Source organism: Enterococcus mundtii (genome assembly GCF_002813755.1).
In the GTDB taxonomy this organism is placed as follows: Bacteria; Bacillota; Bacilli; order Lactobacillales; family Enterococcaceae; genus Enterococcus_B; species Enterococcus_B mundtii.
Window position 1 is genome coordinate 1,789,099 of record NZ_CP018061.1, and the last position, 24,525, is coordinate 1,813,623.

Sequence of the window (24,525 nt, forward strand, 5' to 3'; positions counted from 1 at the left end):
ATTAGTCCCTCCTATTTTGGCGGTATGACAATTGAAGAAATTGCACTCGAATTAAAAAATTCTCTATCCAATTCTGCGCATACCATTCCTTTTTCTGTATTTTGTTCATATGTTTGCATCCGACCATTTTCTAATCCACGTATAACTCCTGTATGACCATAAGTGCCGTCAGCATACCACGAGCCTACTTGAGCGCCTCTTGCCCAATTGATGATTGCACCAACGACTAATTGATCATAACTAGGATTTAAAATTACTTTCCAGCCAACCGCTGCCCAATCGTAAGCAATTCCGATATCAGATGCAGCAGAAGTATTTCCAATAACGTGAGTCAATCCATACTGTGTACCAGCACCCATTCCACAGCCACCTAAAAATCCTGAATACTCAGCTGACAACCCATAACACTGTCCGTTACCTACTCTTTGGCCGAGTAAAGAATTAAGATGTTTCAATCCTTCTTCACCAGTAGCACCGCTAGCTTTTAAATCTTTGAATTTGTTATACCATTCTATAGCGTAGGTTTGACGTTCTGGATGAGTTGCCGCTGGTCGTTCAAAGTTCTGTTCAAATACTGTCGCAGCACTGGCTGGATCAGTCATTACTTTAAACCCTTCAACAGTTGTCGGATTTACAGCCCCAATCCACTGCCCGTTGTACATACACCAATTAATTAATCGGGCTTGTGCGGCTGAAGTTCGATAATCTTGAGTGATTCCCGCCGCTGCCATTAATCGTTGAACATACTCTCTACCATCCCACGTTGGTTCTCCAACCAGTGGATAAGCTGAACCATCCCATTGAACCCAACCATAACCTGGTCCGCCATTTTGTTCGGTATCAGGATTCATTCCTGCGCCTACTTCGCCTTGAACGTTTCCTAAAATCCCTGCTGCGGATTGTGGTGAATAATCATTGGCAATCAAAAAAGCCCATAAATCCCAGGCGAACTTATCTGAATCACTCGTGACCTCTGAAGGATAACCACCTGTACCTGTACCACCACCGCCACTTGGACCACCATTTTGACCAGGAATTACTTTTTGTGACTTAATAGTCAAGTCGCCTTGGATATCTAAATCTCCAAAATATGTTGCTTTACCATTTCCCAATAAAACGAGTCCTTTTCCTTCTGTTGGCGAAATGAGAATATACTTTCCATCACCGTTCGTACGAATTACTAAAGAATTTTCTTCTAGTGGTGTTGGTGTCACTGCATCTGGGAACGGATTTCCAGCAGAATCTGTCGTTCCAATTGTTCCGATGGACTCTTTAGAGTTCCAAAACTCCATGCCTTTTTTTGTTAGCTCCATGATTTTTTTGTTTTCATTCCAAATTTGAAGCGTGCCTTTTACAAGTTTTAACACATCACCATAAGCATTGAAGGACGTTTCGAAAACTTCTGCATTTATTGTTCCAACTTTAATGAAGTCAGCAACAATTTCCCCTTTTGAAGTGATAGCAATCCCGAATGGACCATTTACTCCATTATCTGAATAACCCAACCCATTCAAATTCCATCGCCAAACACGCTTTGCACTCGCTACTTCATCGGTATCCATGATAAGTATCTCGGAGGGTGCTTTCTCTGGACGAAAAACGACATGTCCACCAGAATTCCCAGTGATCCATGCCGTTGCATTTAGTACGTTTTGCACTAATGTTTCTGTCCGATTGTCGATTTTCTTTTTAAGCTCTTGTGTTTGTGTGTTTACAGTTGAGGTATATAAAGATAAGTCGTTTCCTAAAACTAAATCCTTATACTTCCCTAGTGTAGGAAAATAGGTATATTCAACGACTCGCTCAGTGATTTCAATATCAAGCTGTTTTGCCCTTACGTGAACAACATCTCCGAAGCTAAGAGTTGAAAGCTTTCGATATATTTCACCGTATTCCAGAGTATGTTCTAGTGAAACCATGCTAACAGTATGAGTCGCTTTAGGTTCATGAATACGATCATTTTCAAAAAGTGTATTTCCCCATTTCTTCAATTCGTCAATTGTTTTACAATCCGAATTCTCTCTTTTACCTATGCGCCTATTTTCATCCGTTACACCATCTATTTCTAAAAATCCATAGGTGATAGGGTCTTTATCTTCGTCGTAATCATTGTCAGGAACACCACCGACCAGAAATAGACTGTTTACAATAGATTCTTCATCAATTTCTTCTTCAATAGCTTCGAGATTCAAACCAAAGTCAATCCTGAATCCATTATCAGCTCCGATTTGTTTGACTAGATTCAAATCATAGTTATTCATGTCTAATTCTGCACTTGCCACACTAGCTAAATTTTCATTCCCGTTATTCGAACCAATAATAGCTTCAACCGGTGCTACTTGTTTTGCAGTGAACTGATGTGTTGTTCCAACGTTGGAAAGATAGTTGAATTTTTGTGAGAAAGCCAAACCAGATTTTAGATTGTTCATGATTTGTGTTCCATTGCCATTTTCTGTGAAAGACTCAATAATAAAATTTTTATTGGCCATAAAACCAATATGCCTTGCCGTTACTGAAACAGAAGTCAGATTCTTTTTGACGTTATATATTTCAAAATACTGCCAGGATCCATCGGGTACTTTCACTTTTAAGAAATTTCCTTTTTTTAGATATGAGCGGAACTCACCATCTCTAGCATAATTCCCATAGAATCGATATTGACCATTTAACACGCGATTGATTTCTGGTAAATCCTCCCAATCAAGCAAAGCAATACCATTGATGTTTAAATCATCAGGCATCTTTTTGTAAGCATAAATAAACTCTTGCTTCACAGATAAACACTCCTTCTCCATAACTTGATTTTTGAGAATGAACCACTCACTTCTAGAACGTTCTCTCCTGGACTCAATGTTGGCCAATCTCCTTTGGTAAATAGTGGTAAATCCTCTTGAATTGATTTACCAAATTCAGTATCAACAATAACCGTACTTGCCAACGTGTTTAATATAGTGAGCCTTTTATCTCCAATCGTTAGCGTGATATCTCCCCCATTCGATTCAATTTCAAAATAAGGGAATGCTACCTCATCACCTGGATCATGTATCTCGATTTCTTTTGTCTTAAATTCGATTGGTTGTTCATTTAGCTTACGTTTAAACGGCTGACATCTAAACGTAACACTAAAGGTATAAAAGAAGCCCCATTCGTTTTCGAATTTGACTTCTTCACCTAAATTGCAAATAGCATCTAAATATTTATCTGGATCGTTGTGCGTTATCAGTCGACTTCTTCCGGAAAGCCACTTTTTAACCTCACGAAGTTTGGAATGGGGAACGGTGATATTTTCGATTTCAAAGTCAAAAGATTCATAATCACCAAACGTTTCATTCAGTTCCCCATTTCTTCCTTGAATTGTATATGTTTCGTATCGTTGTGCTGGCATAACTTCAGGAAGCTCGCTCTCAATAATACATTCCATATCAATCAAGGCATTAAGGTTTTTCCAAATAAAATTCGGTTCATCTGGATTCATAAATCGACGACTCATTCTGGTACACCTCCCAAATCATAAATGGCTTGACGATTTGCTCTTGCAAACTTCCTATTCATTCGGTCCAATTCAGATGGATTATTTGCATCGACTTTGCCGATATGGATATGTTGCTCGATGCTCCCACCGCCTCGAATATTACCGCTTATTCCTTTTCGTTTTTCTTGGTCTGAAAGTGGAGTAACTGTAGTTTTACCATTTTTAGCAGTTAAGAGTTCTGGACCAGCTTCACCAACAATTGCTTGGCCATTGATTAAGTGACCACCTTGCGCTAAATACGGTATTTTTGAGATAGAGAATGATTTTCCGCCAACGCCTGGCACCCATTTAGGTATTTTAATACCGTTCAATCCACTAATAACCCCATTAATCAGTGTAATAACTGCATTTAATGGCGCTTTTGCATAAGCGACAAGCCCATCAAAAATACCACCAAAAATGTCAACTATTCCTTGCCAAGCTCTTGACCAATCACCAGTAAATACTCCAGTGATAAAATCAACAAAACCATTAAATATTCGCTTACCAGCGTTGTAAAATCCGTTGAATATATTAAGTATTCCTTCAAAAATACCATTGATATATCCACTCATATAATTAAAAATCTCGACTGCTACATCTGAAACACCTTGGAAAAAGGCATTGACACCATCATGAAACCATTGGACATTATTATAGGCCCATACTAATCCGGCAATTAATGCTCCTATCGCAACAACTGCTACCGTTACCCAACCACCTGATAATCCTAGAAGCTCGCCTAATTTACCCCAAACCTTCATAACGCCTTGGACTCCTTTAGAAAGATTAGATACCGACCCTGCCAATGTTCCTAGGACAACAAGCGCAGGACCAACAGCAGCAGCAATAAGACCGATTGTTACAATCCAATCTTGCGTATTTTGATCTAAGCTTTGAAACCACTGCGCGAAAGATTTAACAGCATCAGCAGCCATTTGGATATAAGGTGCAAATACTTCACCTACTTCAGCTCCCGCTAACATTAGTTCATTCATAGCACTTTGATAACTAACTGATTCTTGCATCTGATCAGATAATTTCTTACTTGCACCTGTAACATTATCGTATGATCCTTTTACGCCTTCCGTTTCCTTAGATAATCCAGCCATCGCTTCAATGACCTTCGTGGCATTGTCTTCACCTAAAGAACCAAAGATCGTAGACACAAGAGTGGCTTTTTCAGTATCATCACCAACTTGAGAAATCTTTTTAGCTAAAGCATCAAATATTTCTTCATTGCTTGCGCCACCGTCTTTCATGGTATTGTAAAGCTCTTGCCATTCTCCACCTAATTCTTCAACAGCAGACTGAATGGAACCGTCAGAGATTCGAATACCAAACTCTTTGGCTAAGTCATTGACCTTATCTAAGTTATAAGCCCCACTTTCCAAGCCAGATTGCAATACTTCAAACATCTCTTGAGCTGAATAACCGTTTTGCTCGAACTGAATAGCATACTCAGCTAGGTTATCGCCTAACTCATGCGATTTATCCAAACCATTTTGAGTAGCAACTGTGATCATGTCCATCGCTTCTTGCCCTGTCATACCATAAACAGTCATTAAAGCATTAGCACCTTTGATCGTTTCTTCCATATCAGAGCCAAACAAATCTTCTAAGCTTTTCGCACTTGTAACTATACTTGTAATCGATTCAGCACTTTCATTCTTCAAAGCAGGCATTTGGTTGATCAATTGAATTACTGATTCCTTTGCTTCATCAATGCTATCCACCATGCCAGTAGCAAAATACTGCTTAACAGCTTCGTTTAGTCTTTCTGCTTCAGATTCAGTTAAATTGAACGCCGCTTGAATTTGCGTTTGAGAGGTACTTAATTCATTAGCTGTCTTAGTACCAGCGGCCGCAATCCCAACTAAAGGAGCAGTGACTCCTGCTGATAACTTCTTACCAACACCAGAAATTTTGTCACCAGTTTCCTCTATTTTTTTAAGCTTGTTCGCTGTCTCGACAGAAATGTTCCCTTGTTTTTCAAGTGCTTCGTTTGTTGATTCTAAAGCATCTTTCAGCTTATTCTCTCCTGTTTGGGACTCTAACAAACGTTTATATAATTTTTCGGATTCTGTTGAATATTTACCAGTTTCTTTCACAGACTGCTGATATTCTTCTCTTAATTGCTTGGTTCGTATGCTCGCTAGTTCTACTTGTTTTTCTAATTTTCGCTTAGCCGCTGTTAGCTTTTCCGTCTCCGTTGCATCTTTATCCATCGCCGATATTTGGTTTTTATACTCGGTAGCAGCTAAGTTCATTTGTTGATTTATTTCTTTGATTGTTTTCGCATACTGAACTTCTCCACTTGTCTTAAAGTTCAGTACTACATCTGATTCTTTACCGCTCATCTTAGCGCTCCTTTCTTACCAAAACGGACTTTCGTCTAGCCTGATTGTTTCCGGAACTTCGAAGTTCTCATTGTTGTATTCAAGCCATTGGATAAATGATTTAAGCCACAAGTTCGGAGAAGCCTTCAAAAAGAAATCTTCACTCCAACCTAGTAAAGTCAAAGCGACATAAATATAAAAAGCCCAAGGAGTTCCTATTTCCCCTTGCGCTTGTTTCGATTTTTTCTTTTTTGAGTTTGTTTTGAAGGCTTGAAGTCTTGTGGCTTCTTGGATTTTTTTACGTCTTCCACCTGGAATGTTTGATTCGTAAAGATTTCCATACATACACCGTAAATATCTAGCAGATCGCGATTCATTCCTAAGAAAAGGAAAATATCTTCTGGATCATCTTCCAAGCCGCCTGTTTTAAGCATCGCATATATTAATGCACGCATAATTTTCAAGTCACTTTTTGTTAGATTTGCTATCGAGATTGTACCGTTTTTCTTAGAAATCATTGCATTCATATCTGTTTCAAATTTCGAATAATCACCACCGTAAATATCGGCAATGTACTCCATTGTTACCATAGTGAAAGCAATTGGAAATTCGTGTCCTTGAATTGAAACAACAGCAGAATTTTTTAATTCTTCAACGTGGATACCATAATCGGCAAGTCTAGCCATTATTTACCACCTCCATCACCACTTGGCGGTGTAGTTGATCCTGCTAATCCATTCCATTGATCTTCACTAATAACCGGCTGTTTGATAAATTGCTCCAATGTCACACCAGTAGCTGAATCACGTAATGAATTAAATGTTGCATACATATTATTTGGCTCTGTGTTTAAACCATAAGAAACTATGTTTGCAGTTACGTCTGCGATATCAATCTCAGATTCAGATGTATTGTATTCTTCATCGATAACGTTAGATAGTTGACTCTTCGGGTACCAAACGGCCATCTGTGCGCCACCTTCAATATTTCCAATAAAACCAAAGGCGAAAAACGGAAATTGCTTCACTTTCGTATTGCTAAAAGTTACGCCTTTTACTGGTGTCAAACCTTTTAATTTATCCATCAATTCGATTGGAATACCTACGTGATCAAGCCCTAATTCGTGTTTAGTTTCTCTTCCGATCGAACGGAATAATTTACTTGAAGCATATTTTTCAAGAGTTGACCCGTTCCCTTTGATTGCCAATTTTGTAGCAATTGGTAGCCGTACAACTTCATCATAAGTCGGCTCACTTGTTGGTGTATCATCCGTTAACATTGGTGCGATTAAAATGTCGCTTAGACCTTCAAAGAATTTAATTTCTTGAGCATCCATTTTGTGATCATCCTCTCCATAATTTAAGAATTTTTTTCGTCATAATGTCTTCGATTCTTTCTTTATTCTGTTCATACGTACCGCTAGCAAAATGTTGTGCCTTTTGGTTAGTAGTGCCATTTTCAGCAAAGCGCCAATAAAATGCAGTGTCTTCAAATTGGACTTTGACACTGTCTTTATCGATCACAACTTTTACATGGTCTTTCATGTGTTCTTTCTTTATCAATGATTTTGGGATATTTGGCATTAAATTCTTCAAATAGAAATTTGCCGCTTCTTCCAGAGATTCCATTGAGATTTGTTTAGGATCAACTTTTGCTAAATTCCCTAAATAATCTGCCATGTCTGCAAAACCATTATTGTTTTTACTTGCCATTTTCTACACACCTCACATACGTGTAATAGTTAGTTACTGTCTCGTCATTTTCATCACCTTGTATACCCACGAAATCGGCATAAGGGATACCTACTTTTTCCAAAGCTTGTTCAATGACTACCAAGTCCTGTTCTGTTCCTAACGTAAAGAAAGAGATTTGATAGTATGGCATCTTTTTATACACTTTTCCGGAAGCCATTTTCTTATTAATACTCACATTTGAATACACGATATAGGGATACATTGTTCCTAAGGCAGCCTTATCTCTAAATACCGGTAACTTAGTTGATTTCAATGCTTTTATTAATTCATTGAAGCTAGTCGACATAAGCTAAACTCAACTCCATTTCTCTTGTGTCTGGATTTGTGTAAATCCGAGTAATGTTATACGTCACAGAATCAATTTTGAGCGCATTTAGCTTCTCTGTGATAGATTTATCCCATCTAACTTTAATTCGCCTGACAACGTCTGTCTTGGCTTGCTGTGATAAATATTTTTCTTGAGAAGTCACACCAAGTTCTTCATAGAAAATTGGACGCATAGATTCATACACCGTAGTTGGACGATCATTCTCATCTGTTCCTGTTTTGATTTCTAGCAATTCAGCTTTCCATCGCAGATTATTGGTCTGTCGTTTCGGCATTTTGAATCACTCCTTGTACAATAAATGGCGTAATAGCGCTCAAAGCTTTGTCTAACTCATCTTCAGATACTCGGTATTCGTATGCTATACCAGCAACCATCAAAATAAGATATTCTTGTTGGCCACCAGTTGCAGTTTTTACATAATCTTTTGCCATATCTAAATAAAAAGAGAGCAAGGAATCATCCATGCCCTCTTCAAAATGAATGTGCGACTTAAACTTTTCGACTAATTTTTCATCCATATTAGCCATCAGATCACCTCAAAACTAGATGGTTTAATAGGTACATCCGCTCTAACAAGTTCTTTATCATTTGCATCTGCAAGATAAACTTGAACTTTTTCTGTACTAGTTAAATTGTCTTTATAATATTTGAATTTAGGATATTCGCTCTTGATAAGTGGCACAGAATACACATGAGTACCATCAACGTATAATCCTATTTTTTCAGCTAAGGTTCCTTGATACGTACCTGTTACATATGTGCTTGTTCCTGGTACATATTCATCGACTGTCAATATTTTTGTTTCAACGATTGCTGTGAATTTAATTTCGGCGATTTCAGATTCCACATCATCATAAAAGACACTCAAGCCATAGACATGAGTGTCTCCTTCTGATATTTCTGCAAATGTTTTAGTAATCTTTCCGTCCACAATATAAGCTGTCCCAAAATTTCGACCGTCTTTATAAGCTCTTGCGCTTGTCGCCCCATCTGGACAGTCCGCAGTTACAGTGACAGTCATTTTCTCTGCATCATAAACGGCTGTCAGATTTTGGGGCTTATTTGGGAGTATCAGGTGTATCTTCAGACTTTGTGATTTCATATCTGTAAACTGCTGGTTCGTATGGTGAGTATACTAGTTGTCCATCTAACAAGTTATAAATTTGGAAACCAATTTTGTTCGTACCTGAGAATTTTTCCACTAATCTTTGAATTTCCAAAGCACCGATCACTTCTTGGATTTTAAATGCAGAGAAGTCACCAAAATAAATAACTGGCGTATCAGGTTCATCTTTTTTATCTGCTGCATCAGTCCAATCAACCGGATATCCAACCAATGTATGACCAATCCCGCCTTCTGCTTGCGTGAATGGACGTAATAGTGGGAATCCATCAGCAGTTTTCATTTTTTCAACTGCAGTCAAAGCAGCACGATTGATAATGAAACGCCCTTTTTTCATTACTTCTGTTACAGGTGTGTTTTTCATTTCAATCAAAGCATCATATAATTTTTGTCCAGCATCGGTTGCCGTTAAATCTACAGATGTTTCAGGCGTGAATTCTACTGCTTTTTTAGCTAACGCACCAGGGTTTTCATTTCCAGTATCATCACCATTGAACATGTAGTTGATTTCTTTACGAACATAAGCTTTCTTCAACTCTTCAACAACAATATCCTCAACTGGAACGCCTGACATTTTTAACAATTTTTTAGTTACAGTTGCTAACGCATCGAATTCTGCTGGATCAAGAGTGATTTCATCGAATTCAATATCAGTTTCAGTAATTTCTGTTGAACGCTCTTTCTTATTAACATTCGCTTCAGCTTTTTTGACTAGGAATGGATATTTCACATCTCCAGCTGTGCGCACTACCGTACCATATTTACGTAATAAATTTTCTTCCTGTGCGTATGTGATTACTTCCGAAGCAATCACTTCCGGAACTGTTACAGAACCATTTCCGGCTTCAATACCTAATGATCGAGCTTCTGATTCGGAAATTTTGCCGATAACAAAATTAGCAAATGCAGAACGAATTTGTTGTTCCTTTTGTTCTTTTGTCATTTTGTTTCTTGCCTCCAATCCTGATTTGATCGAATCTAACAATCCAGCACGTTGTTCTTGCGAAATCATGCCTGAACGATTTTCAGGATCATCTTCTTCGCCATCGGCACCCTCTCCACTAGGTCCATCACTAGAACGATTGTCAGGATCATCATTACCATTTCCTGCGCCACCATCTTTTCCATCTCCTGTATCACCAGGATCACCATTATCTGCCAACGCATCTTTGATTCCATTTAGTTCTTCAATGACTGCATCAATTTCTTGTTGCACGCCTTCGATGTCTGCTTCACGCAATTCACCAGATTCGATTTTTCCGCGTAACTCTTCCAATCTTTGTTCTTGACGTGCTTTCATTTTCTTTAATAATTCTTTATTCATACGAATTTCCTCCTAAGCTTCTAGTGCTTGATTGATTTTTTTGATTAAATTTTTTCTTTTTTCGACTACTTTTTCTAAGTCTTCCTTACTTCTTAAAGCGGCTTCGGTATCTTCATATGCTGGTAACGGCACGATAGAAACTTCATACAATTCCACCTCGTGAATCGTTCGAAGCATTGGTGTAGAATTGTAATCCCACGTTTCTTCAGTTGGAATGAATCCAAAACTACATTGATTGATATCGCCACGTTCCATCGATTTGATTAAATCTCTAGCAACTGTTGTATCCGGAAGATCAACTTCAAATTTCAACCCACGTTCATCTTCTGATAAACGTAGCGTGCCGCTTTTTGTACGTCCTAAAACATTGGACCAATCATGATTAAATAGACAACGAACATCTGAACTGCTAACAGCTCTTGAAAAGGCACCAGGAGCGATCACTTCGTCCAAGTCTTCCCATAATCTTGTTGGGCTATTAAAAACTGCTGCATAGCCACTAATCGTTCTTGTTTGTGCTTCTTCGTTAGAACGTGTTGAAAGATCGGTGATGTCAATTGTTCGAATCTCCTTCTTCGGCATTCTCATCACCTCCCTTCAAGTTTTGGTTATTCGTAGGCAAAGAATCGTCTGTTGCATGCTTCTTGCCGATTTCCGTTAGGTCATTTGAAATATATACAGCTTCAGTTTCTGGCGTTCCTTGTTTAGGGAAACCAAGCATTTCTGCCACATTATCTGGACTTGTAATCGCAGTACGAACGATGTTGTATCCAATATTTGTTTTTGTTGAATAAGGAACGAAATCCAAAATATTGATTTTCCATTCCACTCGATAGCCAGAATTAGGCATAAAAAAAAGAGCCGAGTAATGCTCGCTCTTGTTCTTCAATATTGGTTTGATTGCTTTATTGTGCAGATACATCATCGCTTTCTCGATATCTGTCTTCATTAGTGATTGATAGGTATCAACATTTATACCTAAGAATTTCCCCAAATCCTTTTTGTACACGCCTAAATAGTTCAAGATTGCATCGTCATCTACTGGACTTTTCAGTGTATCAATTGAGTACCCTTTACCAAGAGGGATCATTTTGACCGAGTGATTACTGTCATCCTGTGTTCCTTCTAGCTGATCAAGTATTGCCTTAACAATTTTCGTTTGAGCACTGTTATTCGGGTTGATATGCGCATCCAGTTTAAGCATAAAAGCGAGTAAACCGCCTTTGGTATATTTATCCGTCAAAACCTTTTCTGCGCTTAGAACGCCTTCTAGCGTGCTTCTTGCTAAATCGATTATCCCTGCACCTTTTAGTGAATCTGTACCGATATTCTTAATGTGACGAATCATCTGACTTGGTATTTTTTGACCATTCATTTCAAACTCTTCTTGTAGACGTTCATTTATTTTAGTTGTCACACCGTATGCTAAATGAAGTTGATCTCGGTCAGTCAATGGGAAGGTTTCTCCGTTGATCAGTAGCGTGTTCGTCTCAAGCTTTGAAAATTCAAAACCTGTTAGATAATCATTTGGACTTTGCAATATTTTAAGCAAGAAATGATTCTTTACTTCGTTACCATCAGGACCAATCACAACTGGTGTCGCAAGTGCTACTTGATTTGAAATATCTTGAACCAACTCATAAACATCGGATGACTCCATAATTGAATTGTCTGTGACATATCTTTGAGTGTAGCGAGTGGTTTGACCGAATATATCTTCGATGTAGCCACGCTTTTCCATGAATGAATATACTGCGTTTGAAATTCTATCTCGAATTCTCATCTTTTCTCACCGCCTTTCTAATTACCTGTAAATACTATCGAGATACTCATCCAATTCGTTCGAATCAATATCTGTCATCTGATTCATCGTTTCTTTATGACCACACAAAAACGCCACGAAACCGTCAATCTTTTTCTTCGACTGGCGTTTACTTGGCGCTTTTTGTCCATTTATATTAGTGATTGCTACAACGTTCAATGTGCAGTATAGAAATAATGGATTATCATATTGAATACGTCTCTCATAAAATAATCTTTCAACATCATCAAAGGGCGCATTCAACACTTTAGGATATTGTGCTACTTCAACACATTCCAACCCTAAGTTTTCCAATTTTTCTACAAGTTTGTCACTCATTGCCGGATCATAATTCACTTGCTGTATATCGTATAAATCCATGCAGTCTTCGATGTACTGTAATATCTGATCTTGATCAATCATTTTACCATCGCAAAATTCAACAAATCCTTGCTCAGCTAAATTACTATAAGGAACATTGTCTTCTTTTTCTCTAAACTCTAAATCTTCGTTAGGAATAAAATAGAGCTGTTTCACTTTGAGAATTGCTTTTCCGTCTTCATCCCATGTTGGGAAATTTAGAGATACGCAAGTTAAGTCTCGTGTACGTGATAAATCTAAGCCGATGTAACATGGTTCACCACTTAAATCACCAAGTTCTTGTGTGGTTACTAAACATGGTTCTACTTGATCTTGTTCGAAAAAGTTATCCGCACCATTTACAAATACGTTTAAATGTTTTGTCAGAAATTCGGCTTTTGAATGGGCTGAACGTTGGGCAGTTTTAAAAGCATTATTCAATGCTGTGAAGTTCACTGAAACACCCCAGTTCGGATTGCACATTTCCCAGACATCTCTATCTGTCCAGTCATATCCTTTATTTGGTTCGTAGATTAAAACAAAGCTTGAATCATTATCATCACGTTTCAGTACTTCTTTCGCTTCTCGATAGACTCGCATCCCTACAGACGATGAACCTTTCCCAGCTGTTGAGATATTAAACATCAAAGGTTGTCCAACAGCAGCTAACGAAACTTGAGCAGACTTAAAATTGTCATACTGCTCCATTTTTTCTTGCTTATGCAATTCATCATTCAAAACAAAATAAGGATTTGAACCCTCAATATTTTCAATGTTTTTGGTTTGGACAATAAACTTATTTGAATAAGCCATTCCTTCATGAATGTAATCGTAAATAATACTTGAAACAGTACCTTTTGGCCCTTTAAATATTTTAGTTCCCTCGAGTAAAACAGGATTATTTAAAATAGTAGCTGCAAAAGGTTTAGCCGCATATTGTGCTTGAGCAAAATCAGAGGCGCAGGCGTAACAATCAACTGATATCGCACCTTCTCCATACATTGCGTAGCCTAAAGCACCGACAGCTAGAAGTGTCTTCCCGTTTTTCTTAGGTATCTGTATATATACTTCGTTAGTAACTCGTACAACTTCGCCATTTTCATTTTCATGTACCCAACCATAAATCCAAGAATAGGCAAATTTTTCCCAAGGTTCTAAAATGAATGGTTTTCCAACCATATCTCCTTTGGTATGAACAATAAAAGATTCAACCCAATCCATCATCTCGTTGGCACGATCGACATCGAACCAAATATCTTTACGCTTCTTCCAACGATACCAACGATCTATAGCCATTCTTTCCGATTTTGTATGTTTCTTAGGATTCTTACGCACTTCTTTTGCAAATAAATCAGCATAATTCACACCAGGCTCAATCATTTTTCTGCACCTGCCTTTTTACGCCACTTATTTCTATGTGCTGCAAGTTCATCAACTGGCTTTTCTTCCGGTCTTGTGATTTCCTCATCTTTTCTTGCAGTCGAACCACCAGTTATTTGTCTACCTGCTTTTGTTTTGTTCGTTAAACCTAACAAATCCAATGCTTTCATTTTCTTATCAGCCCAAGTTTCCACTTGCTGAGCTAATTGATGTTTTGATTGATTCGTAGCACCAGCTTTATTTGTATATTTTTGTGTCTCCGGAAAACCTTTTTCCTTCCACAATAGGTATTTATGTTGGTAAATTTCAAAAATATCCAGATACGATTCAATCAGCGGATCAAGAGTGATAGTGTACAAATCAGACTTACGCATTATTTCTAAAATACGAGCTTTTTCAGCACTTACTTTTTCATCAACAATCGCTTTGCGTTGCGCTTTAGTCGTCATTTTTGTATACACCCCCCTTTATTTTTTGAAAAAATTGACCAAACGATGCGCGTGCCTCCCCGCTACCCTATCCCCCCACGACAAAAAAATTTAAAAATGGATAGGGGGGCTTCAATTGAAATACGATGGGAAAACCTTTTTTTCTTCCGTTTCGTTTTCAACAATTGGATGGCATTTTGAACATAAGAGCATAAGATTGTTTGGATCAAGCTTGAGCAGTTCGTTGTCTTTGATTGGTACAATGTGATGGACGTGCGCTCTCTTTCCAAAGATGAACTGACCACACCGCTGACAGTGTCCACCTTCTCTTTCATAAATAAATTGGCGCATATCTTTCCATGCTTGCGTTCGATAGAATGGTTTGTTCTCATGATGATAAACAGACTTTGCTTTTTGCTTCTTCTTGCGTGATTTGCTTGATCGCTTGTGTTCGGCACAATAGATTCCCTTTGCTATCTTGTTCGTGCATCCGTCAAACTGACAGTACTTCATTCTGCTTCACGAATAATATTCAAGATGTCTCCTTTTGCACGGATAGCACCTGGAATATCAATGCCATGTTTCTTAGCATATGCACGCAATTCTTTTGCAGTCATGTTATCCAGTTCATCTGTTTTTTCATTGGACTGATCGTTAGTAACTTCGTCTTCGTCAAAGTCAGCGACAGTGTTTCCATCACTATCAAGAATTTCACTGCTACTAGCTATGAGTTCACCATTTACAGACAAAAAGGTTTTGCCATCACTTAATATTCCTTTTTCTTCCGTTACTTCAAAGTTAGGTTCTTGACCTTTCGGAACCACAACAGTCTTTTTCTTTTCTGAATCCCAATATTCTGTTCCTGTAATTGATGTTCTAATTTTAGTCATTGCCATTCTGATTCTCTCCTTTCTAATAAAAAAAGACCACTCATCGAGTGATCCAGTATATAAAAACTACACCTCATCAACGAGATGCAGTTATGACTCTTCACGGTTTTTGTTAACTGGTAACTTGGGATCACCGTAAACCCAAACTCACTAACGTGCATGTTCAAAAAGTGTATTTATTAATAACTAAAATTGACTTTTTATTTCATTGTGAAAAAAATTACATGTCGTATAATTTTATCTATCAGCGAGTGGTCCGCTGATAATACTTACAAGGAGTGATATTGTGAACAAAACTGAATTACAAGCATTTGAGTACGCCGTAGATGTTTTTAACGAAATGGCAAAAAGAAAGAAAGAAAACTTTAAAGAATTTAAAATCTTATGGAGTACAACATTTGGACCAGCTTTTGGCAATAACATTATTTATTCTAGCCCTAATTTTCCGATTATTGATGAATATTTTCAGGATGGAGAATACCATCAAACAAACTCACGAGCAGGCACAAATGATCTATATAGTGTTGTACGTCATAAAGTTTATAGATATTTTGATCAGGTGTTTATTGATAATTTAAAATTAGAAGAATACCCACATATACTAATGAATGAATTAATCAACTTATCTCGGATTGAAAATCCTAACGAAGTACAGAAACCAACATATTCTTCAGTTTGGAACTTCAAAACATTAGATGGTTCAATTGATTTACCTTTTATTAATGATGATTCTTTAATTCAATATCCTATTAGCTTATTAAGAAAATAGACAGCAACCAGTTGAATCAAACGAACTATTTTTACAAGGAGCTGTTTCACATCCTTTAACATAATTTTTATTGATCGCTGTCTAATCAAAAAAATAGAAAGAGCCACAGATACCAATTAATAAAACGGTTGGGATATCTTGGCTCTTTCATATTTTTTTGACACTAATAGAATATCACGCTGTATACAAGACTGACATAGCTACAATGTTCGAACATTTAGTGAACATTGGAATTTTAGAACAAACTAATTTGTGCAGCTTCGTGCCTACCCTTATTGTAATAATCAATCTCACTAAGCTTGTTTTGTCTATTTAACTTGTTCATTTCATATTCATCCAAGAAATCCAAAGTTTTACGAATATCAGCATGTCTTTGTCTTACATAAGATGCGCTGTAGCCAATCTCTTCCGCTATTATCTCTAATGAACAACCCTCGACATACTTTTTTCGAATGATCTCATTATCAATCCCCTTGAAGGAGTTAATAATAGCAAGCATTTCTTTGCGTTGCTCTTCGAGTATTTCAATTTCATTTTCGATCTTTTGAATGTTTTCTTCTAACATGGATGATCTGGAATTTTTTTCAATGCGGACGTCTGCTAAATCTCCATAAACCCACCGACTCAATTCAAGCTTACTTTTATTAAGATTCCATTTTAAGTAAAGAATCTGCTCATCAAGTTCTTGATAATCTTTTAACCACTGAAACCTCACAAACGCCACCCCTTATGGTAAAATAGTTTTGTGGTGCTATCTCGTTAAGAGGTGGCTTTTTTTATTCGCTTTTACCTTGTTCATCATGATGAGATACATTAATTACCACATCAAAATACATAAATTGAAACATCAGGAAAAATAGCCCATGCTATATTAGATGTGTCCTTTGACAACTATAGACTACTTGAGAAGTGGCTGGCGGAAAACAGCCACTTTCTTTTTTACTTACTTTTCTGTCAAAATCTATTGTTTTTCATGATTATTTTTTAGTAGCACTTGTAAGGACGTACCTATCTTGCGAAATGCTTCTTTAATGCTTTGGGCGATCTCAATCGCTTGTTCTATAGATACTCCGTATTCACTCGCAAGTTTTGCTTTTGCTGCATTTAGTTCTTGTTTCTTGAGTTTTGCTACTCTACGGTGTCTATCGTTCATTCTGAATCCTCACTTTCGTTGCCTTTATATAGAATTATTACTGACGTTTTCAAATATTCTGATAGCTCAGATAACATCATTATTTTGATGTATTCAACTGCGAAAATCCCTATAACTACTGCTTTAACAAATTCATTATTGAACCCAAATATAATGATCATGATTAAGGACATCATTAGATAAATGTACTTGAAATTTTCTTTTATGGCTTCCTTCATTCCGCTTCCACCTCACGTAACGATATTTTTAGAATACGTTAAGGATAGCCTGCTTCATTCGTTTCGATATCAACACAGAATTGTTCTACCTCAGCATCCCCATATTCCACGATACAATCCTTTTTATTAAACTGGTAATCCCATAGCCGTGGTTCAACTTCAATATCTATTCTGATATCACCATAGTGTAGATTAACTAAGTCTTTTACTTTCATTCAGCTTCCTCCAAGTCTAATCCAATATAATCGGCTTTAGAAAACCACTCATCACATTCTGGATTAATTCCCCACACCGTGGATGTTTTCTTTTTCATTGCTGATTTTGTTTTATATATTAGAAATCCCATACCATCAATAGCACATAGAAAACGATACGTTTTACCCTTTCTATACCAGCCTCTTTTATATTTTTGTTGTAGTTCTTCCAATGTCATTTTTATCATTCCGCTTCCTCCAACTCTTTATTGCTTAAAAACGAATATCTAGCAATCGTAGTATATGGTTGATCAATGCTAGCAATTATCATTGTGTAAGATTTCTCTCTGCATTCAGGGCATAAATCTAAAGATTCAATTAACAGCGGTTGTTCTTCCGCTTTAACGAGATGCCCACGATCGTCTAAAAACCCTATTTTTCTAACAGCACTCTTTACAGGAAAAATGCTTTGTGGATCACCTTCATGGATAGTTTCTTTCTTTTTACAAACATCACATGTAATTTCAAATGTATATGTCTTTTTAGTTGCCATCATGATTCCTCCTGTTCTAACGCATAGCCAGCAATATTTTTAGTGTAGAATTTCGCCTCACGTCTCACTTGAGTGCTAATCCCAAAATATTCAAAAGAAATTTGATCTCTTTGCCAGTCCTCTATAAAATTTGTTACTTTTTCAAATTTCATTGTTGATCCGTTTTTATTCCAAATAATTAAACTTTTTTCTTCGCTCATCCTTACGCCACCTCCTCACTAGGCTCATATAGCACCGCAAACTTCCAGTAATCAGGATTCACCGACTTAATCTGTTCCTCGGTCAGCAACTCATGCCAGTCGTCCTCATTCTCATAATCCCAAATGATGTCGTACTGTCCTCTACGCTCGACTAGTATCTTTTTGTTACCTTCTTTGTCTGTTAGCAATGGAACCATGTACAATGGCTCTTTTTCGACCTCATAGCCGTCTTTCATGCGGATGAGGGTTTCGATTGGTTTGTTTTCAGAACACTGAATCCAATCAAGCATTCCTTGTTCATCTTCAGCATTATAAGAATCTGCACACAATTCCCAAATAGGAAATTCTAAATCATCTTTATGTTCTTCAAACCACTCCGCCACAAACTCCGGCACCACTGGCTTCTGCGGTTCGTCTAGTTGTTTTAAATCTTCTAGGATTTCTGTTTTAGCAACGCCATATCCTGCAATATACATTTCATTTAAAGATGGATTAACCGGAAAGGCGCTTATTTCATATGAAGGAGCACCTTTCTTATTCTCCCATTTTCCAATCAAATCCCGTTTATTCATCGCAGTTCCTCCTAAAGCTTATATTCTCTTGTTTGTTCTAACAGCCCATATTTCACTGCTAACTTATATAAAAGTCTGGTTCTGTAGTTTCCATTTTTCCACATGTTTGGTGAAACAACATCGTGACCATGAAAAATATATACAGGTTCAGTCGTTTTTTTCTTTCGTTGCCTTTTGTTCATCTTGTTCCCTCATTTCACAAAGTTTGTTGTAAAATTCTTTTGCTTCTTCTCGATACGCAAATGTTTGATATAGTTGATTACCGTAATACGGTTTTTCAAACCTCGTGATGATAAGGCTGACTTGATAAACCTCACCATCTTCAACAGAGAGCAACATTGCTTCTGTTTCATTTCCGAGGCGTTTTTGTTCTAGAACTTTTAACCTCACCGCTGTTCCTCCTTCATAAAAACCAACCAATGTGTTTGACTCCTCCTGTTTCCAAATAATGGGCTATATGGTTCAATAGCTTTCAAAACATCTTTGAGTTTTACCTGGTTCTCATTCCACTTGAAAATCAGTGTTCCATTTGGTTTTAAAACCCTCATGCACTCAGACATTCCCTGTTTTATATCTTCTGGCCATTTATCTTTATCTAGCTGTCCATATTGACCTTTCATAATCGAATTCTGGCCAGCCCACTTTAAATGAGGCGGATCAAATACAACTAAATCGTAAACATTATCTTCAAAAGGCATATCTCTAAAATCAGCTACAACATCTGGTTTCACATTTATTTTCTTTCCGTAAATCTCGTACTCTTCTTCTCTTATATCCATATACGTTGCAAAACTACAATCTTTATCGAACCAGAATAAACGACTACCACAACATGCATCTAATATTTTAGGCAATCACTTTACCTCCAATAACTCTGGATTCTCGTATACATTTCCGATAACTTCGTGGTTAGTTGCTTCCTTATATGGTTCACCAGTATTTCTATGTCCCAATCTATAATCACTTTTCTTCAGTACAACTACAAAGCCTGCTTCTTGTTGCAGATAAACAACATAGCCAATTGATCCATTTGTTTTTTTCACAATATCCCCCTCGAAAATCTCCACGCCGTTCTTATCTTTCAGTCCTGTGGATTGCATAACAACACAATCTCGCATATCCAACGGAAAGTCGTCTTCAAAACTACGCCAATCCTGGAACCATTTACCATCACAAAAAACTAATTCTTGTTCATCAAACCAAAATCCTGTCTTTATATTTAATGCTCGAAACTTCGGTATCATTTGCTGTCCTCTCTTTCCTCATGCCAATTGTCTGCAACTAATACTCTTGCTTTCGACTCAGTAGCAACAGGTAGCTTTTGATTGTATTGATCACAAAACTTCTTTGCTGCTGACTTTGATTTATATAGCTTTCCATCTCTAACCGGAAACATGTACTGACCATTAGTTATTGCTACAATATAGGCTTTCATTTGCTGTCCTCCTTAATCTATCGTCCAAAACATAAACCTTACCAAATCTTCTTGCGTACCATTTACATAAATGTTTAACTCTGCACCAACGACAATCATTATGCCTAGCGCTAACAGAGCTGTACCTAAGACCGTAGTGTCTTTTCCGTTTTTGTCATTACGACCAATTAGAAAAAAGCCCAATAAAGCTAGTAAACCACCGATGAAACACCAGAATATTGTTAATCCAACCATTTGCTATTCCTCCTTAGTAGTTATAAGCATCGGTTCCGGCATAATTTGATCATCTTTCAAAAATACATCCGGATGTTTTTTCCTTAGCTTTTTATTGTTCGTGTATGTTTTAAGCAACCACTTATTTGCTTCGCTTTTGTTATCTCCTGAAAAGTAGATTTTTCCTGTCTGAATACCTGCTAATTGAATCATTATTCCCACTTCCTTTAGCTGAATGGCAAATCATCATCACTGATATCAATCGATGTTTCACCGAACGGATCTGAAAAATCAGTATTGCTTTGATTATTATTCTGGTTTCTATTTCCTTTCGATTCTAAAAATTGCAGTTCATTTACAACAATTTCCGTCACGAAAACTTTCTGCCCTTGCTGATTATCGTACGACCGTGTTTGTACTCGTCCTACTACACCAATCTGTTGTCCCTTACTAACATGATTTTCGATTAGTTCAGCTGTCTTACGCCAAGCAACACAATTAATAAAATCTGCTTCACGCTTTCCATTTTGGTCTTTAAAGTTACGGTTGACCGCTAGTGTAAAACTAGCGATCGTCGTTCCTTGTTGAGTATTTCTTATGTCTGGGTCCTTAGTTAACCGTCCCACTAATACAACGTTATTAATCATGCTTAATCCTCACGCTTTCTTTTTTCATCCCAAGCAGCCGCATAAGGCGCATAATAATTTCTTGCTTGATCTAACTCCATCTCTAAATCTTCAACAATCATTTCGTAGTCCAAAGCTATATCATCAAGGCTTTCTCCTGTTTCAATACGTTCTAACACATCATCAGGATTAATTTCACCAGGATAATCTAATCTTGCTGTTTTAATAAATTCATCAACGATATCAAGTTCAACTAAGAAATTTCTTTTTTCAATATCGTCTTCACCCATCAGATTGGTTTGTTCTTCTCTAATTACTTCCCATTCTCCGCTTGTATTTTGCTCGTAGCGAAGCGTTGGCGTATTAGTAGTCTTATCATATGGAACCGAGTAAGAAATAGTTTCTGGGCGAAAAGAGGCGGTGATTTTGCCACCCTCCAACATAGATAAATCTTCCATACATCCTTTTAAAAGATGTTTATCAATTTCTAGAATCAATCTAGTCTTTCCGTTTGTTGTTTTTACCTCTTTTAAATTTGGTCTGAATTCTACTCTTGTCATATTGACAACCTCCTAAAATAATTGTTGTTGTGTAGCTGTGAGTTCTCTAATGTAAATTTCAACTCTTGGTTCAGAGGAATAATATTTTCTAGCAATCAAATCAACGACTTGTCCGTCATCTTTCCAAACAATTCCTTTCAACGCATCAAGTACACCTTTGGCGTAATTATCTGCATCAGGTTTTGTAATTGGTCTTAAAAGTTTTGCTTCTGCATCAATTCGTTTGGCTTTGTTGAAGCTTTTCAAAGTCTCTTTGAAGATCAAAACTTCGACTTCAAGCTCTCCAGTCAATAAATTATCCAACTTTAGTCGCGAAGCGTATCTCTTCACTCTTTTTTTATAATCTGCACTGGGTTTTGGATCGTATGTTGAAACAAAATTCCCTCTCCGAGCAAATCGAGGTCTGCCTTGAGGAACCGGCTGACCAGGTACAACTATCTTGATTTCGTTTGAATAGATTGTCATTGAGCTTCCCTCCTCAAATGTTCCGACACTCGGATATCTTCTAGCTGTTGTAAAAGCATAGGTTTTACCTTCTCACCATCTTCCACGTAACGCCAACCTTGTTTCTTTTCATCAATAGCAGTGAATAATGCTTGCCAAAGATATTCTATTTTCTTATCTTCTTGAATTTGAATAGCTTCACTTGGTGAATTGTGTTTCACCAAAGTCTTGATGTATTTTTGACGTTTTCCCGCTTCACGCAGGTAATAGCGAACTAGCTCGCTTTCTTCCAGTTCTTCAGTTTGCATAATTTTCGTAAATTCTTTGTAAGTCATCCGTACTGCACCTCTGGGCTGAAATCCATAAATTGACCGATAAATTTGAATGGAATTTCTCCGATTACTCCATCACGACTTTTTGCAATTTTGACCTTGATTGCTTGCCTATTTTCTTCATCAGGTCGATATAAGAACATCACGATATTTGCATCTTGTTCCAATGATCCAGAATCTTTTAAATCTGCTAGAGTAGGAACTTTTCCTGTTTTTTCTGTCTCTCTACTCAACTGAGCTAACAGAATAATCGTTATCTTGAGTTCATTTGTTAATAGCTTCAATCGTCTAGTCACTTCGCTGATAATTTGTCTTTGGTCTTTTCTAGAATCAGTTACAGAAACCAAACCTACATAATCAATGATTGCAAGATATTTTCCTTCTACTGCTCTCTTTTTAATAGCTGTGATTATGTCATTCAATTGAGTGTATTCCTGATCGTATATCCTTAAATTCATTTCTGATATTTCTTGATAAGCTTTTGCTGCAAGTCGTTTTTTTGAACGATCTAACCCTTTTGGATTTCTAATTTGCATGTTGTTAACTTTGGCTTTGTTAGATACGAAGCGATACATCATTTGTTCTTGTGTCATCTCCAAAGTGAATATATCAGTCGCTATTCCCTCGTTTTTGGTTATCGACTGTAAAGCTAAGTTAATAGCAAAAGCAGTTTTCCCTACTGCTGGTCTTGCACCTACAACAACCAATTCCCCTGGTCCAAAGCCACCACCTAGTGATGTATCTAAAGGTTTAAATGTTTTGATAAAATTATTTTTTTCTGCTTTTAAATGTTCAATAAACTGTTCATAACCTTTAATGGATCCATCCATTTTCTTTTTATTCAAACTTTGTAGTTCTTCTTGATAATCCGCTATCTGTTCTAATAACCTTTCATCTTCTGAAGCACTATAGCTATCTGTTAATCGTTTAAGCTCTTGTCTTACAAAGGTTTTATGAATTTGGATTGCGTAAAAATCCGCCATTGAACTCGTTGGTTCACTATCTTTTAACATAATCAACTCATCAATCGTGATATTGTTAAATGGATAGAGCTGTTTAATAGTTGTTAAAATATCACTTAAAAGCTCTTGTTCACCGTTTTTGCTTTGAATGGCAATAACTATTTCTTTAAAAGAATCATTGATAAACCAATCTGGGTTGATTGAAATATCATTTATTTGTTTTGGATCATTCAACAAACTAGCTGTGAATTGCATTTCAAAATTATTAATCATGTATCATCACCAAATAATTTATCTAGCTCGTGTAAATCAATATCGTTAACTTGTTCTTTTTGATTTGCTTTTCTCTTTTCTGCAATCGCCTCTCCTTTATAATTTTCAAAGTTTTTAGCTGAGAACAATGTTGATGGACGAAGATATTTCCTCATATCATCATTGTCTTTCCATTGACTATTTTTGATATCAATTACAGAAATAAAATCTTCCAACGTATTTCCTTCATTCCATCTAGCTTTGATGTGCTTTTGAGTATCTGAACTCTTAGAACTAAACCGTGATCCGGTTACTTGATTTAAATGATCAATAATTTTTTTAAATGGTATTTTTTCTGAACTCGACATATTATCTTTTTTGTTACTATTAAGATTGTTATTATTAAGACTGTTAATATTAGTAGGTACATTTTGTACCGGTAAGCTTTGTACCGGTATACTTTGTACCGGTACATTTTGTACTGCTACGGTTTTAGGCAAAGTATAGATATTATTGCTAAAACCACTTTTAATGCGATTGCGTGTAACTATGACATACCCATTTTCTTTCAATTGTTTTATATGTCGCTGATACCTTTTTTCGCTTATTCCCAAATCATGACAAATTAATTCAACAGAAGGAAACGCAGTATCACCTGCTCCACAATAAGAACAGATATATGCATATATTGCTTTAGCTTCAGCACTTATTTTCAAATCTTTCATCACTAGTTTTGGAATAATACCGTAACCCTTTGACAATAAATCCTCTTGCTTGAGTATGTTTTTATCCATTTTTAGCACC

Annotated in this window: 38 protein-coding genes; 1 reads left to right on the forward strand and 37 read right to left on the reverse strand. The window is 36.9% G+C overall.

All coding sequences use genetic code 11. The features are described 5' to 3' along the window. Nucleotides 1–11 precede the first annotated feature (11 nt). From EM4838_RS08375 to EM4838_RS08460, 17 genes are all read right to left on the reverse strand, one after another. A complete protein-coding gene (locus EM4838_RS08375; RefSeq protein WP_071867988.1) occupies nt 12–2,774 on the reverse strand; it encodes a phage tail tip lysozyme in 2,763 nt (920 codons plus the stop codon). Further along, nucleotides 2,771–3,490: a phage tail domain-containing protein gene (locus tag EM4838_RS08380; RefSeq protein WP_100917263.1), complete on the reverse strand. Its 720-nt coding sequence runs from the start codon at nt 3,488–3,490 to the stop codon at nt 2,771–2,773. The genes EM4838_RS08375 and EM4838_RS08380 overlap by 4 nt, the downstream gene beginning before the upstream one ends. Beyond that, complete coding sequence (locus tag EM4838_RS08385; protein WP_071867989.1) at nt 3,487–5,871, reverse strand: phage tail tape measure protein; 2,385 nt, start codon at nt 5,869–5,871, stop codon at nt 3,487–3,489. Before EM4838_RS08385 ends, EM4838_RS08380 begins: the two co-directional genes overlap by 4 nt. Before the next feature lie 194 nt (nt 5,872–6,065). Beyond that, nucleotides 6,066–6,536, reverse strand: a complete 471-nt coding sequence (locus tag EM4838_RS08395; RefSeq protein WP_071867990.1) for a hypothetical protein — start codon at nt 6,534–6,536, stop codon at nt 6,066–6,068. Continuing rightward, on the reverse strand, nt 6,536–7,186 hold the full coding sequence (locus tag EM4838_RS08400) for a major tail protein (protein WP_071867991.1): 651 nt from the start codon (nt 7,184–7,186) through the stop codon (nt 6,536–6,538). Before EM4838_RS08400 ends, EM4838_RS08395 begins: the two co-directional genes overlap by 1 nt. A gap of 7 nt (nt 7,187–7,193) precedes the next feature. Further along, nucleotides 7,194–7,562 carry an HK97-gp10 family putative phage morphogenesis protein gene (locus EM4838_RS08405; RefSeq protein ID WP_071867992.1) on the reverse strand — a complete coding sequence of 123 codons (369 nt, stop codon included), beginning with the start codon at nt 7,560–7,562 and terminating at the stop codon, nt 7,194–7,196. Next, nucleotides 7,552–7,890, reverse strand: a complete 339-nt coding sequence (locus EM4838_RS08410) for a hypothetical protein (protein WP_071867993.1) — start codon at nt 7,888–7,890, stop codon at nt 7,552–7,554. Before EM4838_RS08410 ends, EM4838_RS08405 begins: the two co-directional genes overlap by 11 nt. Continuing rightward, nucleotides 7,880–8,206, reverse strand: coding sequence for a phage head closure protein (locus tag EM4838_RS08415; protein WP_071867994.1), 327 nt, complete (start codon nt 8,204–8,206; stop codon nt 7,880–7,882). Before EM4838_RS08415 ends, EM4838_RS08410 begins: the two co-directional genes overlap by 11 nt. Then, complete coding sequence (locus tag EM4838_RS08420; RefSeq protein WP_071867995.1) at nt 8,184–8,459, reverse strand: head-tail connector protein; 276 nt, start codon at nt 8,457–8,459, stop codon at nt 8,184–8,186. Before EM4838_RS08420 ends, EM4838_RS08415 begins: the two co-directional genes overlap by 23 nt. Beyond that, entirely contained in the window at nt 8,459–9,034 is a 576-nt protein-coding gene (locus EM4838_RS08425) for an immunoglobulin-like domain-containing protein (protein ID WP_071867996.1), read from the reverse strand. Before EM4838_RS08425 ends, EM4838_RS08420 begins: the two co-directional genes overlap by 1 nt. Next, nucleotides 8,991–10,379: a phage major capsid protein gene (locus EM4838_RS08430; protein ID WP_071867997.1), complete on the reverse strand. Its 1,389-nt coding sequence runs from the start codon at nt 10,377–10,379 to the stop codon at nt 8,991–8,993. The genes EM4838_RS08425 and EM4838_RS08430 overlap by 44 nt, the downstream gene beginning before the upstream one ends. A 12-nt stretch (nt 10,380–10,391) precedes the next feature. Further along, nucleotides 10,392–10,961, reverse strand: a complete 570-nt coding sequence (locus tag EM4838_RS08435; RefSeq protein WP_071867998.1) for an HK97 family phage prohead protease — start codon at nt 10,959–10,961, stop codon at nt 10,392–10,394. Continuing rightward, nucleotides 10,933–12,162, reverse strand: a complete 1,230-nt coding sequence (locus tag EM4838_RS08440; protein ID WP_071867999.1) for a phage portal protein — start codon at nt 12,160–12,162, stop codon at nt 10,933–10,935. Before EM4838_RS08440 ends, EM4838_RS08435 begins: the two co-directional genes overlap by 29 nt. 21 nt (nt 12,163–12,183) lie before the next feature. After that, nucleotides 12,184–13,920 carry a terminase large subunit gene (locus EM4838_RS08445; RefSeq protein WP_071868000.1) on the reverse strand — a complete coding sequence of 579 codons (1,737 nt, stop codon included), beginning with the start codon at nt 13,918–13,920 and terminating at the stop codon, nt 12,184–12,186. After that, a complete protein-coding gene (locus tag EM4838_RS08450; RefSeq protein ID WP_071868001.1) occupies nt 13,917–14,369 on the reverse strand; it encodes a P27 family phage terminase small subunit in 453 nt (150 codons plus the stop codon). Before EM4838_RS08450 ends, EM4838_RS08445 begins: the two co-directional genes overlap by 4 nt. Before the next feature lie 111 nt (nt 14,370–14,480). Beyond that, nucleotides 14,481–14,861 (reverse strand): HNH endonuclease, encoded by a 381-nt coding sequence (locus EM4838_RS08455; protein WP_071868002.1) that lies wholly within the window; start codon nt 14,859–14,861, stop codon nt 14,481–14,483. Further along, a complete protein-coding gene (locus EM4838_RS08460) occupies nt 14,858–15,244 on the reverse strand; it encodes a Rho termination factor N-terminal domain-containing protein (protein WP_071868003.1) in 387 nt (128 codons plus the stop codon). The genes EM4838_RS08455 and EM4838_RS08460 overlap by 4 nt, the downstream gene beginning before the upstream one ends. Before the next feature lie 280 nt (nt 15,245–15,524). Here EM4838_RS08460 and EM4838_RS08465 point away from each other — a divergent pair, with 280 nt between their 5' ends. Beyond that, nucleotides 15,525–16,007, forward strand: coding sequence for a hypothetical protein (locus EM4838_RS08465; protein WP_071868004.1), 483 nt, complete (start codon nt 15,525–15,527; stop codon nt 16,005–16,007). Between the two features lie 235 nt (nt 16,008–16,242). On the opposite strand, the gene EM4838_RS08470 is transcribed toward EM4838_RS08465, so the two are convergent. The 20 genes from EM4838_RS08470 to EM4838_RS08560 form a co-directional block, all read right to left on the reverse strand. After that, a complete protein-coding gene (locus EM4838_RS08470; protein ID WP_100917265.1) occupies nt 16,243–16,722 on the reverse strand; it encodes an RNA polymerase sigma factor sigma-70 region 4 domain-containing protein in 480 nt (159 codons plus the stop codon). A 246-nt stretch (nt 16,723–16,968) separates the two neighbouring features. Further along, on the reverse strand, nt 16,969–17,160 hold the full coding sequence (locus EM4838_RS08475) for a hypothetical protein (protein ID WP_071868099.1): 192 nt from the start codon (nt 17,158–17,160) through the stop codon (nt 16,969–16,971). After that, nucleotides 17,157–17,378 (reverse strand): hypothetical protein, encoded by a 222-nt coding sequence (locus tag EM4838_RS08480; RefSeq protein WP_071868098.1) that lies wholly within the window; start codon nt 17,376–17,378, stop codon nt 17,157–17,159. Before EM4838_RS08480 ends, EM4838_RS08475 begins: the two co-directional genes overlap by 4 nt. A 38-nt stretch (nt 17,379–17,416) precedes the next feature. Next, nucleotides 17,417–17,593: a hypothetical protein gene (locus tag EM4838_RS16490; protein ID WP_157811374.1), complete on the reverse strand. Its 177-nt coding sequence runs from the start codon at nt 17,591–17,593 to the stop codon at nt 17,417–17,419. Next, the gene (locus EM4838_RS08485) at nt 17,590–17,820 is read right to left on the reverse strand and encodes a hypothetical protein (protein WP_081367484.1); all 231 of its coding nucleotides are present in this window, start codon (nt 17,818–17,820) and stop codon (nt 17,590–17,592) included. Before EM4838_RS08485 ends, EM4838_RS16490 begins: the two co-directional genes overlap by 4 nt. Then, nucleotides 17,817–18,125: a hypothetical protein gene (locus tag EM4838_RS08490; RefSeq protein WP_071868097.1), complete on the reverse strand. Its 309-nt coding sequence runs from the start codon at nt 18,123–18,125 to the stop codon at nt 17,817–17,819. Before EM4838_RS08490 ends, EM4838_RS08485 begins: the two co-directional genes overlap by 4 nt. Beyond that, complete coding sequence (locus EM4838_RS08495) at nt 18,125–18,325, reverse strand: hypothetical protein (RefSeq protein ID WP_100917266.1); 201 nt, start codon at nt 18,323–18,325, stop codon at nt 18,125–18,127. Before EM4838_RS08495 ends, EM4838_RS08490 begins: the two co-directional genes overlap by 1 nt. A gap of 2 nt (nt 18,326–18,327) precedes the next feature. After that, complete coding sequence (locus tag EM4838_RS08500) at nt 18,328–18,897, reverse strand: DUF1642 domain-containing protein (RefSeq protein ID WP_100917267.1); 570 nt, start codon at nt 18,895–18,897, stop codon at nt 18,328–18,330. Between the two features lie 147 nt (nt 18,898–19,044). Further along, nucleotides 19,045–19,287: a hypothetical protein gene (locus EM4838_RS08505; RefSeq protein WP_081367427.1), complete on the reverse strand. Its 243-nt coding sequence runs from the start codon at nt 19,285–19,287 to the stop codon at nt 19,045–19,047. Further along, nucleotides 19,284–19,751: a class I SAM-dependent methyltransferase gene (locus EM4838_RS08510; protein ID WP_071866785.1), complete on the reverse strand. Its 468-nt coding sequence runs from the start codon at nt 19,749–19,751 to the stop codon at nt 19,284–19,286. The genes EM4838_RS08505 and EM4838_RS08510 overlap by 4 nt, the downstream gene beginning before the upstream one ends. Beyond that, the gene (locus EM4838_RS08515) at nt 19,752–20,141 is read right to left on the reverse strand and encodes a YopX family protein (protein WP_071866786.1); all 390 of its coding nucleotides are present in this window, start codon (nt 20,139–20,141) and stop codon (nt 19,752–19,754) included. It lies immediately after the preceding gene. Then, a complete protein-coding gene (locus EM4838_RS08520; RefSeq protein ID WP_071866787.1) occupies nt 20,138–20,332 on the reverse strand; it encodes a hypothetical protein in 195 nt (64 codons plus the stop codon). Before EM4838_RS08520 ends, EM4838_RS08515 begins: the two co-directional genes overlap by 4 nt. A gap of 12 nt (nt 20,333–20,344) precedes the next feature. Then, a complete protein-coding gene (locus EM4838_RS08525) occupies nt 20,345–20,566 on the reverse strand; it encodes a phosphocarrier protein HPr domain protein (RefSeq protein WP_071866788.1) in 222 nt (73 codons plus the stop codon). Between the two features lie 3 nt (nt 20,567–20,569). After that, complete coding sequence (locus tag EM4838_RS08530; protein ID WP_071866789.1) at nt 20,570–20,758, reverse strand: hypothetical protein; 189 nt, start codon at nt 20,756–20,758, stop codon at nt 20,570–20,572. A gap of 14 nt (nt 20,759–20,772) precedes the next feature. Next, nucleotides 20,773–21,192 carry a single-stranded DNA-binding protein gene (ssb, locus tag EM4838_RS08535; protein ID WP_071866790.1) on the reverse strand — a complete coding sequence of 140 codons (420 nt, stop codon included), beginning with the start codon at nt 21,190–21,192 and terminating at the stop codon, nt 20,773–20,775. A 2-nt stretch (nt 21,193–21,194) separates the two neighbouring features. Beyond that, complete coding sequence (locus EM4838_RS08540) at nt 21,195–21,731, reverse strand: hypothetical protein (RefSeq protein ID WP_071866791.1); 537 nt, start codon at nt 21,729–21,731, stop codon at nt 21,195–21,197. Between the two features lie 12 nt (nt 21,732–21,743). After that, nucleotides 21,744–22,196: a RusA family crossover junction endodeoxyribonuclease gene (locus tag EM4838_RS08545; protein WP_071866792.1), complete on the reverse strand. Its 453-nt coding sequence runs from the start codon at nt 22,194–22,196 to the stop codon at nt 21,744–21,746. Then, the gene (locus EM4838_RS08550) at nt 22,193–22,510 is read right to left on the reverse strand and encodes a hypothetical protein (protein ID WP_071866793.1); all 318 of its coding nucleotides are present in this window, start codon (nt 22,508–22,510) and stop codon (nt 22,193–22,195) included. Before EM4838_RS08550 ends, EM4838_RS08545 begins: the two co-directional genes overlap by 4 nt. Then, nucleotides 22,507–23,742 (reverse strand): DnaB-like helicase C-terminal domain-containing protein, encoded by a 1,236-nt coding sequence (locus EM4838_RS08555; RefSeq protein ID WP_081367428.1) that lies wholly within the window; start codon nt 23,740–23,742, stop codon nt 22,507–22,509. Before EM4838_RS08555 ends, EM4838_RS08550 begins: the two co-directional genes overlap by 4 nt. Further along, complete coding sequence (locus EM4838_RS08560) at nt 23,739–24,515, reverse strand: conserved phage C-terminal domain-containing protein (RefSeq protein ID WP_071866794.1); 777 nt, start codon at nt 24,513–24,515, stop codon at nt 23,739–23,741. Before EM4838_RS08560 ends, EM4838_RS08555 begins: the two co-directional genes overlap by 4 nt. Nucleotides 24,516–24,525: the final 10 nt, after the last annotated feature.

Excerpts from the sequence above, each read along its gene's own strand:
- EM4838_RS08380 (WP_100917263.1), bottom strand. The coding sequence starts at position 3,490 with ATGAGTCGTCGATTTATGAATCCAGATGAACCGAATTTTATTTGGAAA.
- EM4838_RS08385 (WP_071867989.1), bottom strand. The coding sequence starts at position 5,871 with ATGAGCGGTAAAGAATCAGATGTAGTACTGAACTTTAAGACAAGTGGA.
- EM4838_RS08395 (WP_071867990.1), bottom strand. The coding sequence starts at position 6,536 with ATGGCTAGACTTGCCGATTATGGTATCCACGTTGAAGAATTAAAAAAT.
- EM4838_RS08400 (WP_071867991.1), bottom strand. The coding sequence starts at position 7,186 with ATGGATGCTCAAGAAATTAAATTCTTTGAAGGTCTAAGCGACATTTTA.
- EM4838_RS08405 (WP_071867992.1), bottom strand. The coding sequence starts at position 7,562 with ATGGCAAGTAAAAACAATAATGGTTTTGCAGACATGGCAGATTATTTA.
- EM4838_RS08410 (WP_071867993.1), bottom strand. The coding sequence starts at position 7,890 with ATGTCGACTAGCTTCAATGAATTAATAAAAGCATTGAAATCAACTAAG.
- EM4838_RS08415 (WP_071867994.1), bottom strand. The coding sequence starts at position 8,206 with ATGCCGAAACGACAGACCAATAATCTGCGATGGAAAGCTGAATTGCTA.
- EM4838_RS08420 (WP_071867995.1), bottom strand. The coding sequence starts at position 8,459 with ATGGCTAATATGGATGAAAAATTAGTCGAAAAGTTTAAGTCGCACATT.
- EM4838_RS08425 (WP_071867996.1), bottom strand. The coding sequence starts at position 9,034 with ATGAAATCACAAAGTCTGAAGATACACCTGATACTCCCAAATAAGCCC.
- EM4838_RS08430 (WP_071867997.1), bottom strand. The coding sequence starts at position 10,379 with ATGAATAAAGAATTATTAAAGAAAATGAAAGCACGTCAAGAACAAAGA.
- EM4838_RS08435 (WP_071867998.1), bottom strand. The coding sequence starts at position 10,961 with ATGCCGAAGAAGGAGATTCGAACAATTGACATCACCGATCTTTCAACA.
- EM4838_RS08440 (WP_071867999.1), bottom strand. The coding sequence starts at position 12,162 with ATGAGAATTCGAGATAGAATTTCAAACGCAGTATATTCATTCATGGAA.
- EM4838_RS08445 (WP_071868000.1), bottom strand. The coding sequence starts at position 13,920 with ATGATTGAGCCTGGTGTGAATTATGCTGATTTATTTGCAAAAGAAGTG.
- EM4838_RS08450 (WP_071868001.1), bottom strand. The coding sequence starts at position 14,369 with ATGACGACTAAAGCGCAACGCAAAGCGATTGTTGATGAAAAAGTAAGT.
- EM4838_RS08455 (WP_071868002.1), bottom strand. The coding sequence starts at position 14,861 with ATGAAGTACTGTCAGTTTGACGGATGCACGAACAAGATAGCAAAGGGA.
- EM4838_RS08460 (WP_071868003.1), bottom strand. The coding sequence starts at position 15,244 with ATGGCAATGACTAAAATTAGAACATCAATTACAGGAACAGAATATTGG.
- EM4838_RS08475 (WP_071868099.1), bottom strand. The coding sequence starts at position 17,160 with ATGAACGATAGACACCGTAGAGTAGCAAAACTCAAGAAACAAGAACTA.
- EM4838_RS08480 (WP_071868098.1), bottom strand. The coding sequence starts at position 17,378 with ATGAAGGAAGCCATAAAAGAAAATTTCAAGTACATTTATCTAATGATG.
- EM4838_RS16490 (WP_157811374.1), bottom strand. The coding sequence starts at position 17,593 with ATGAAAGTAAAAGACTTAGTTAATCTACACTATGGTGATATCAGAATA.
- EM4838_RS08485 (WP_081367484.1), bottom strand. The coding sequence starts at position 17,820 with ATGATAAAAATGACATTGGAAGAACTACAACAAAAATATAAAAGAGGC.
- EM4838_RS08490 (WP_071868097.1), bottom strand. The coding sequence starts at position 18,125 with ATGGCAACTAAAAAGACATATACATTTGAAATTACATGTGATGTTTGT.
- EM4838_RS08495 (WP_100917266.1), bottom strand. The coding sequence starts at position 18,325 with ATGAGCGAAGAAAAAAGTTTAATTATTTGGAATAAAAACGGATCAACA.
- EM4838_RS08500 (WP_100917267.1), bottom strand. The coding sequence starts at position 18,897 with ATGAATAAACGGGATTTGATTGGAAAATGGGAGAATAAGAAAGGTGCT.
- EM4838_RS08515 (WP_071866786.1), bottom strand. The coding sequence starts at position 20,141 with ATGATACCGAAGTTTCGAGCATTAAATATAAAGACAGGATTTTGGTTT.
- EM4838_RS08520 (WP_071866787.1), bottom strand. The coding sequence starts at position 20,332 with ATGAAAGCCTATATTGTAGCAATAACTAATGGTCAGTACATGTTTCCG.
- EM4838_RS08525 (WP_071866788.1), bottom strand. The coding sequence starts at position 20,566 with ATGGTTGGATTAACAATATTCTGGTGTTTCATCGGTGGTTTACTAGCT.
- EM4838_RS08530 (WP_071866789.1), bottom strand. The coding sequence starts at position 20,758 with ATGATTCAATTAGCAGGTATTCAGACAGGAAAAATCTACTTTTCAGGA.
- ssb (WP_071866790.1), bottom strand. The coding sequence starts at position 21,192 with ATGATTAATAACGTTGTATTAGTGGGACGGTTAACTAAGGACCCAGAC.
- EM4838_RS08540 (WP_071866791.1), bottom strand. The coding sequence starts at position 21,731 with ATGACAAGAGTAGAATTCAGACCAAATTTAAAAGAGGTAAAAACAACA.
- EM4838_RS08545 (WP_071866792.1), bottom strand. The coding sequence starts at position 22,196 with ATGACAATCTATTCAAACGAAATCAAGATAGTTGTACCTGGTCAGCCG.
- EM4838_RS08550 (WP_071866793.1), bottom strand. The coding sequence starts at position 22,510 with ATGACTTACAAAGAATTTACGAAAATTATGCAAACTGAAGAACTGGAA.
- EM4838_RS08555 (WP_081367428.1), bottom strand. The coding sequence starts at position 23,742 with ATGATTAATAATTTTGAAATGCAATTCACAGCTAGTTTGTTGAATGAT.
- EM4838_RS08560 (WP_071866794.1), bottom strand. The coding sequence starts at position 24,515 with ATGGATAAAAACATACTCAAGCAAGAGGATTTATTGTCAAAGGGTTAC.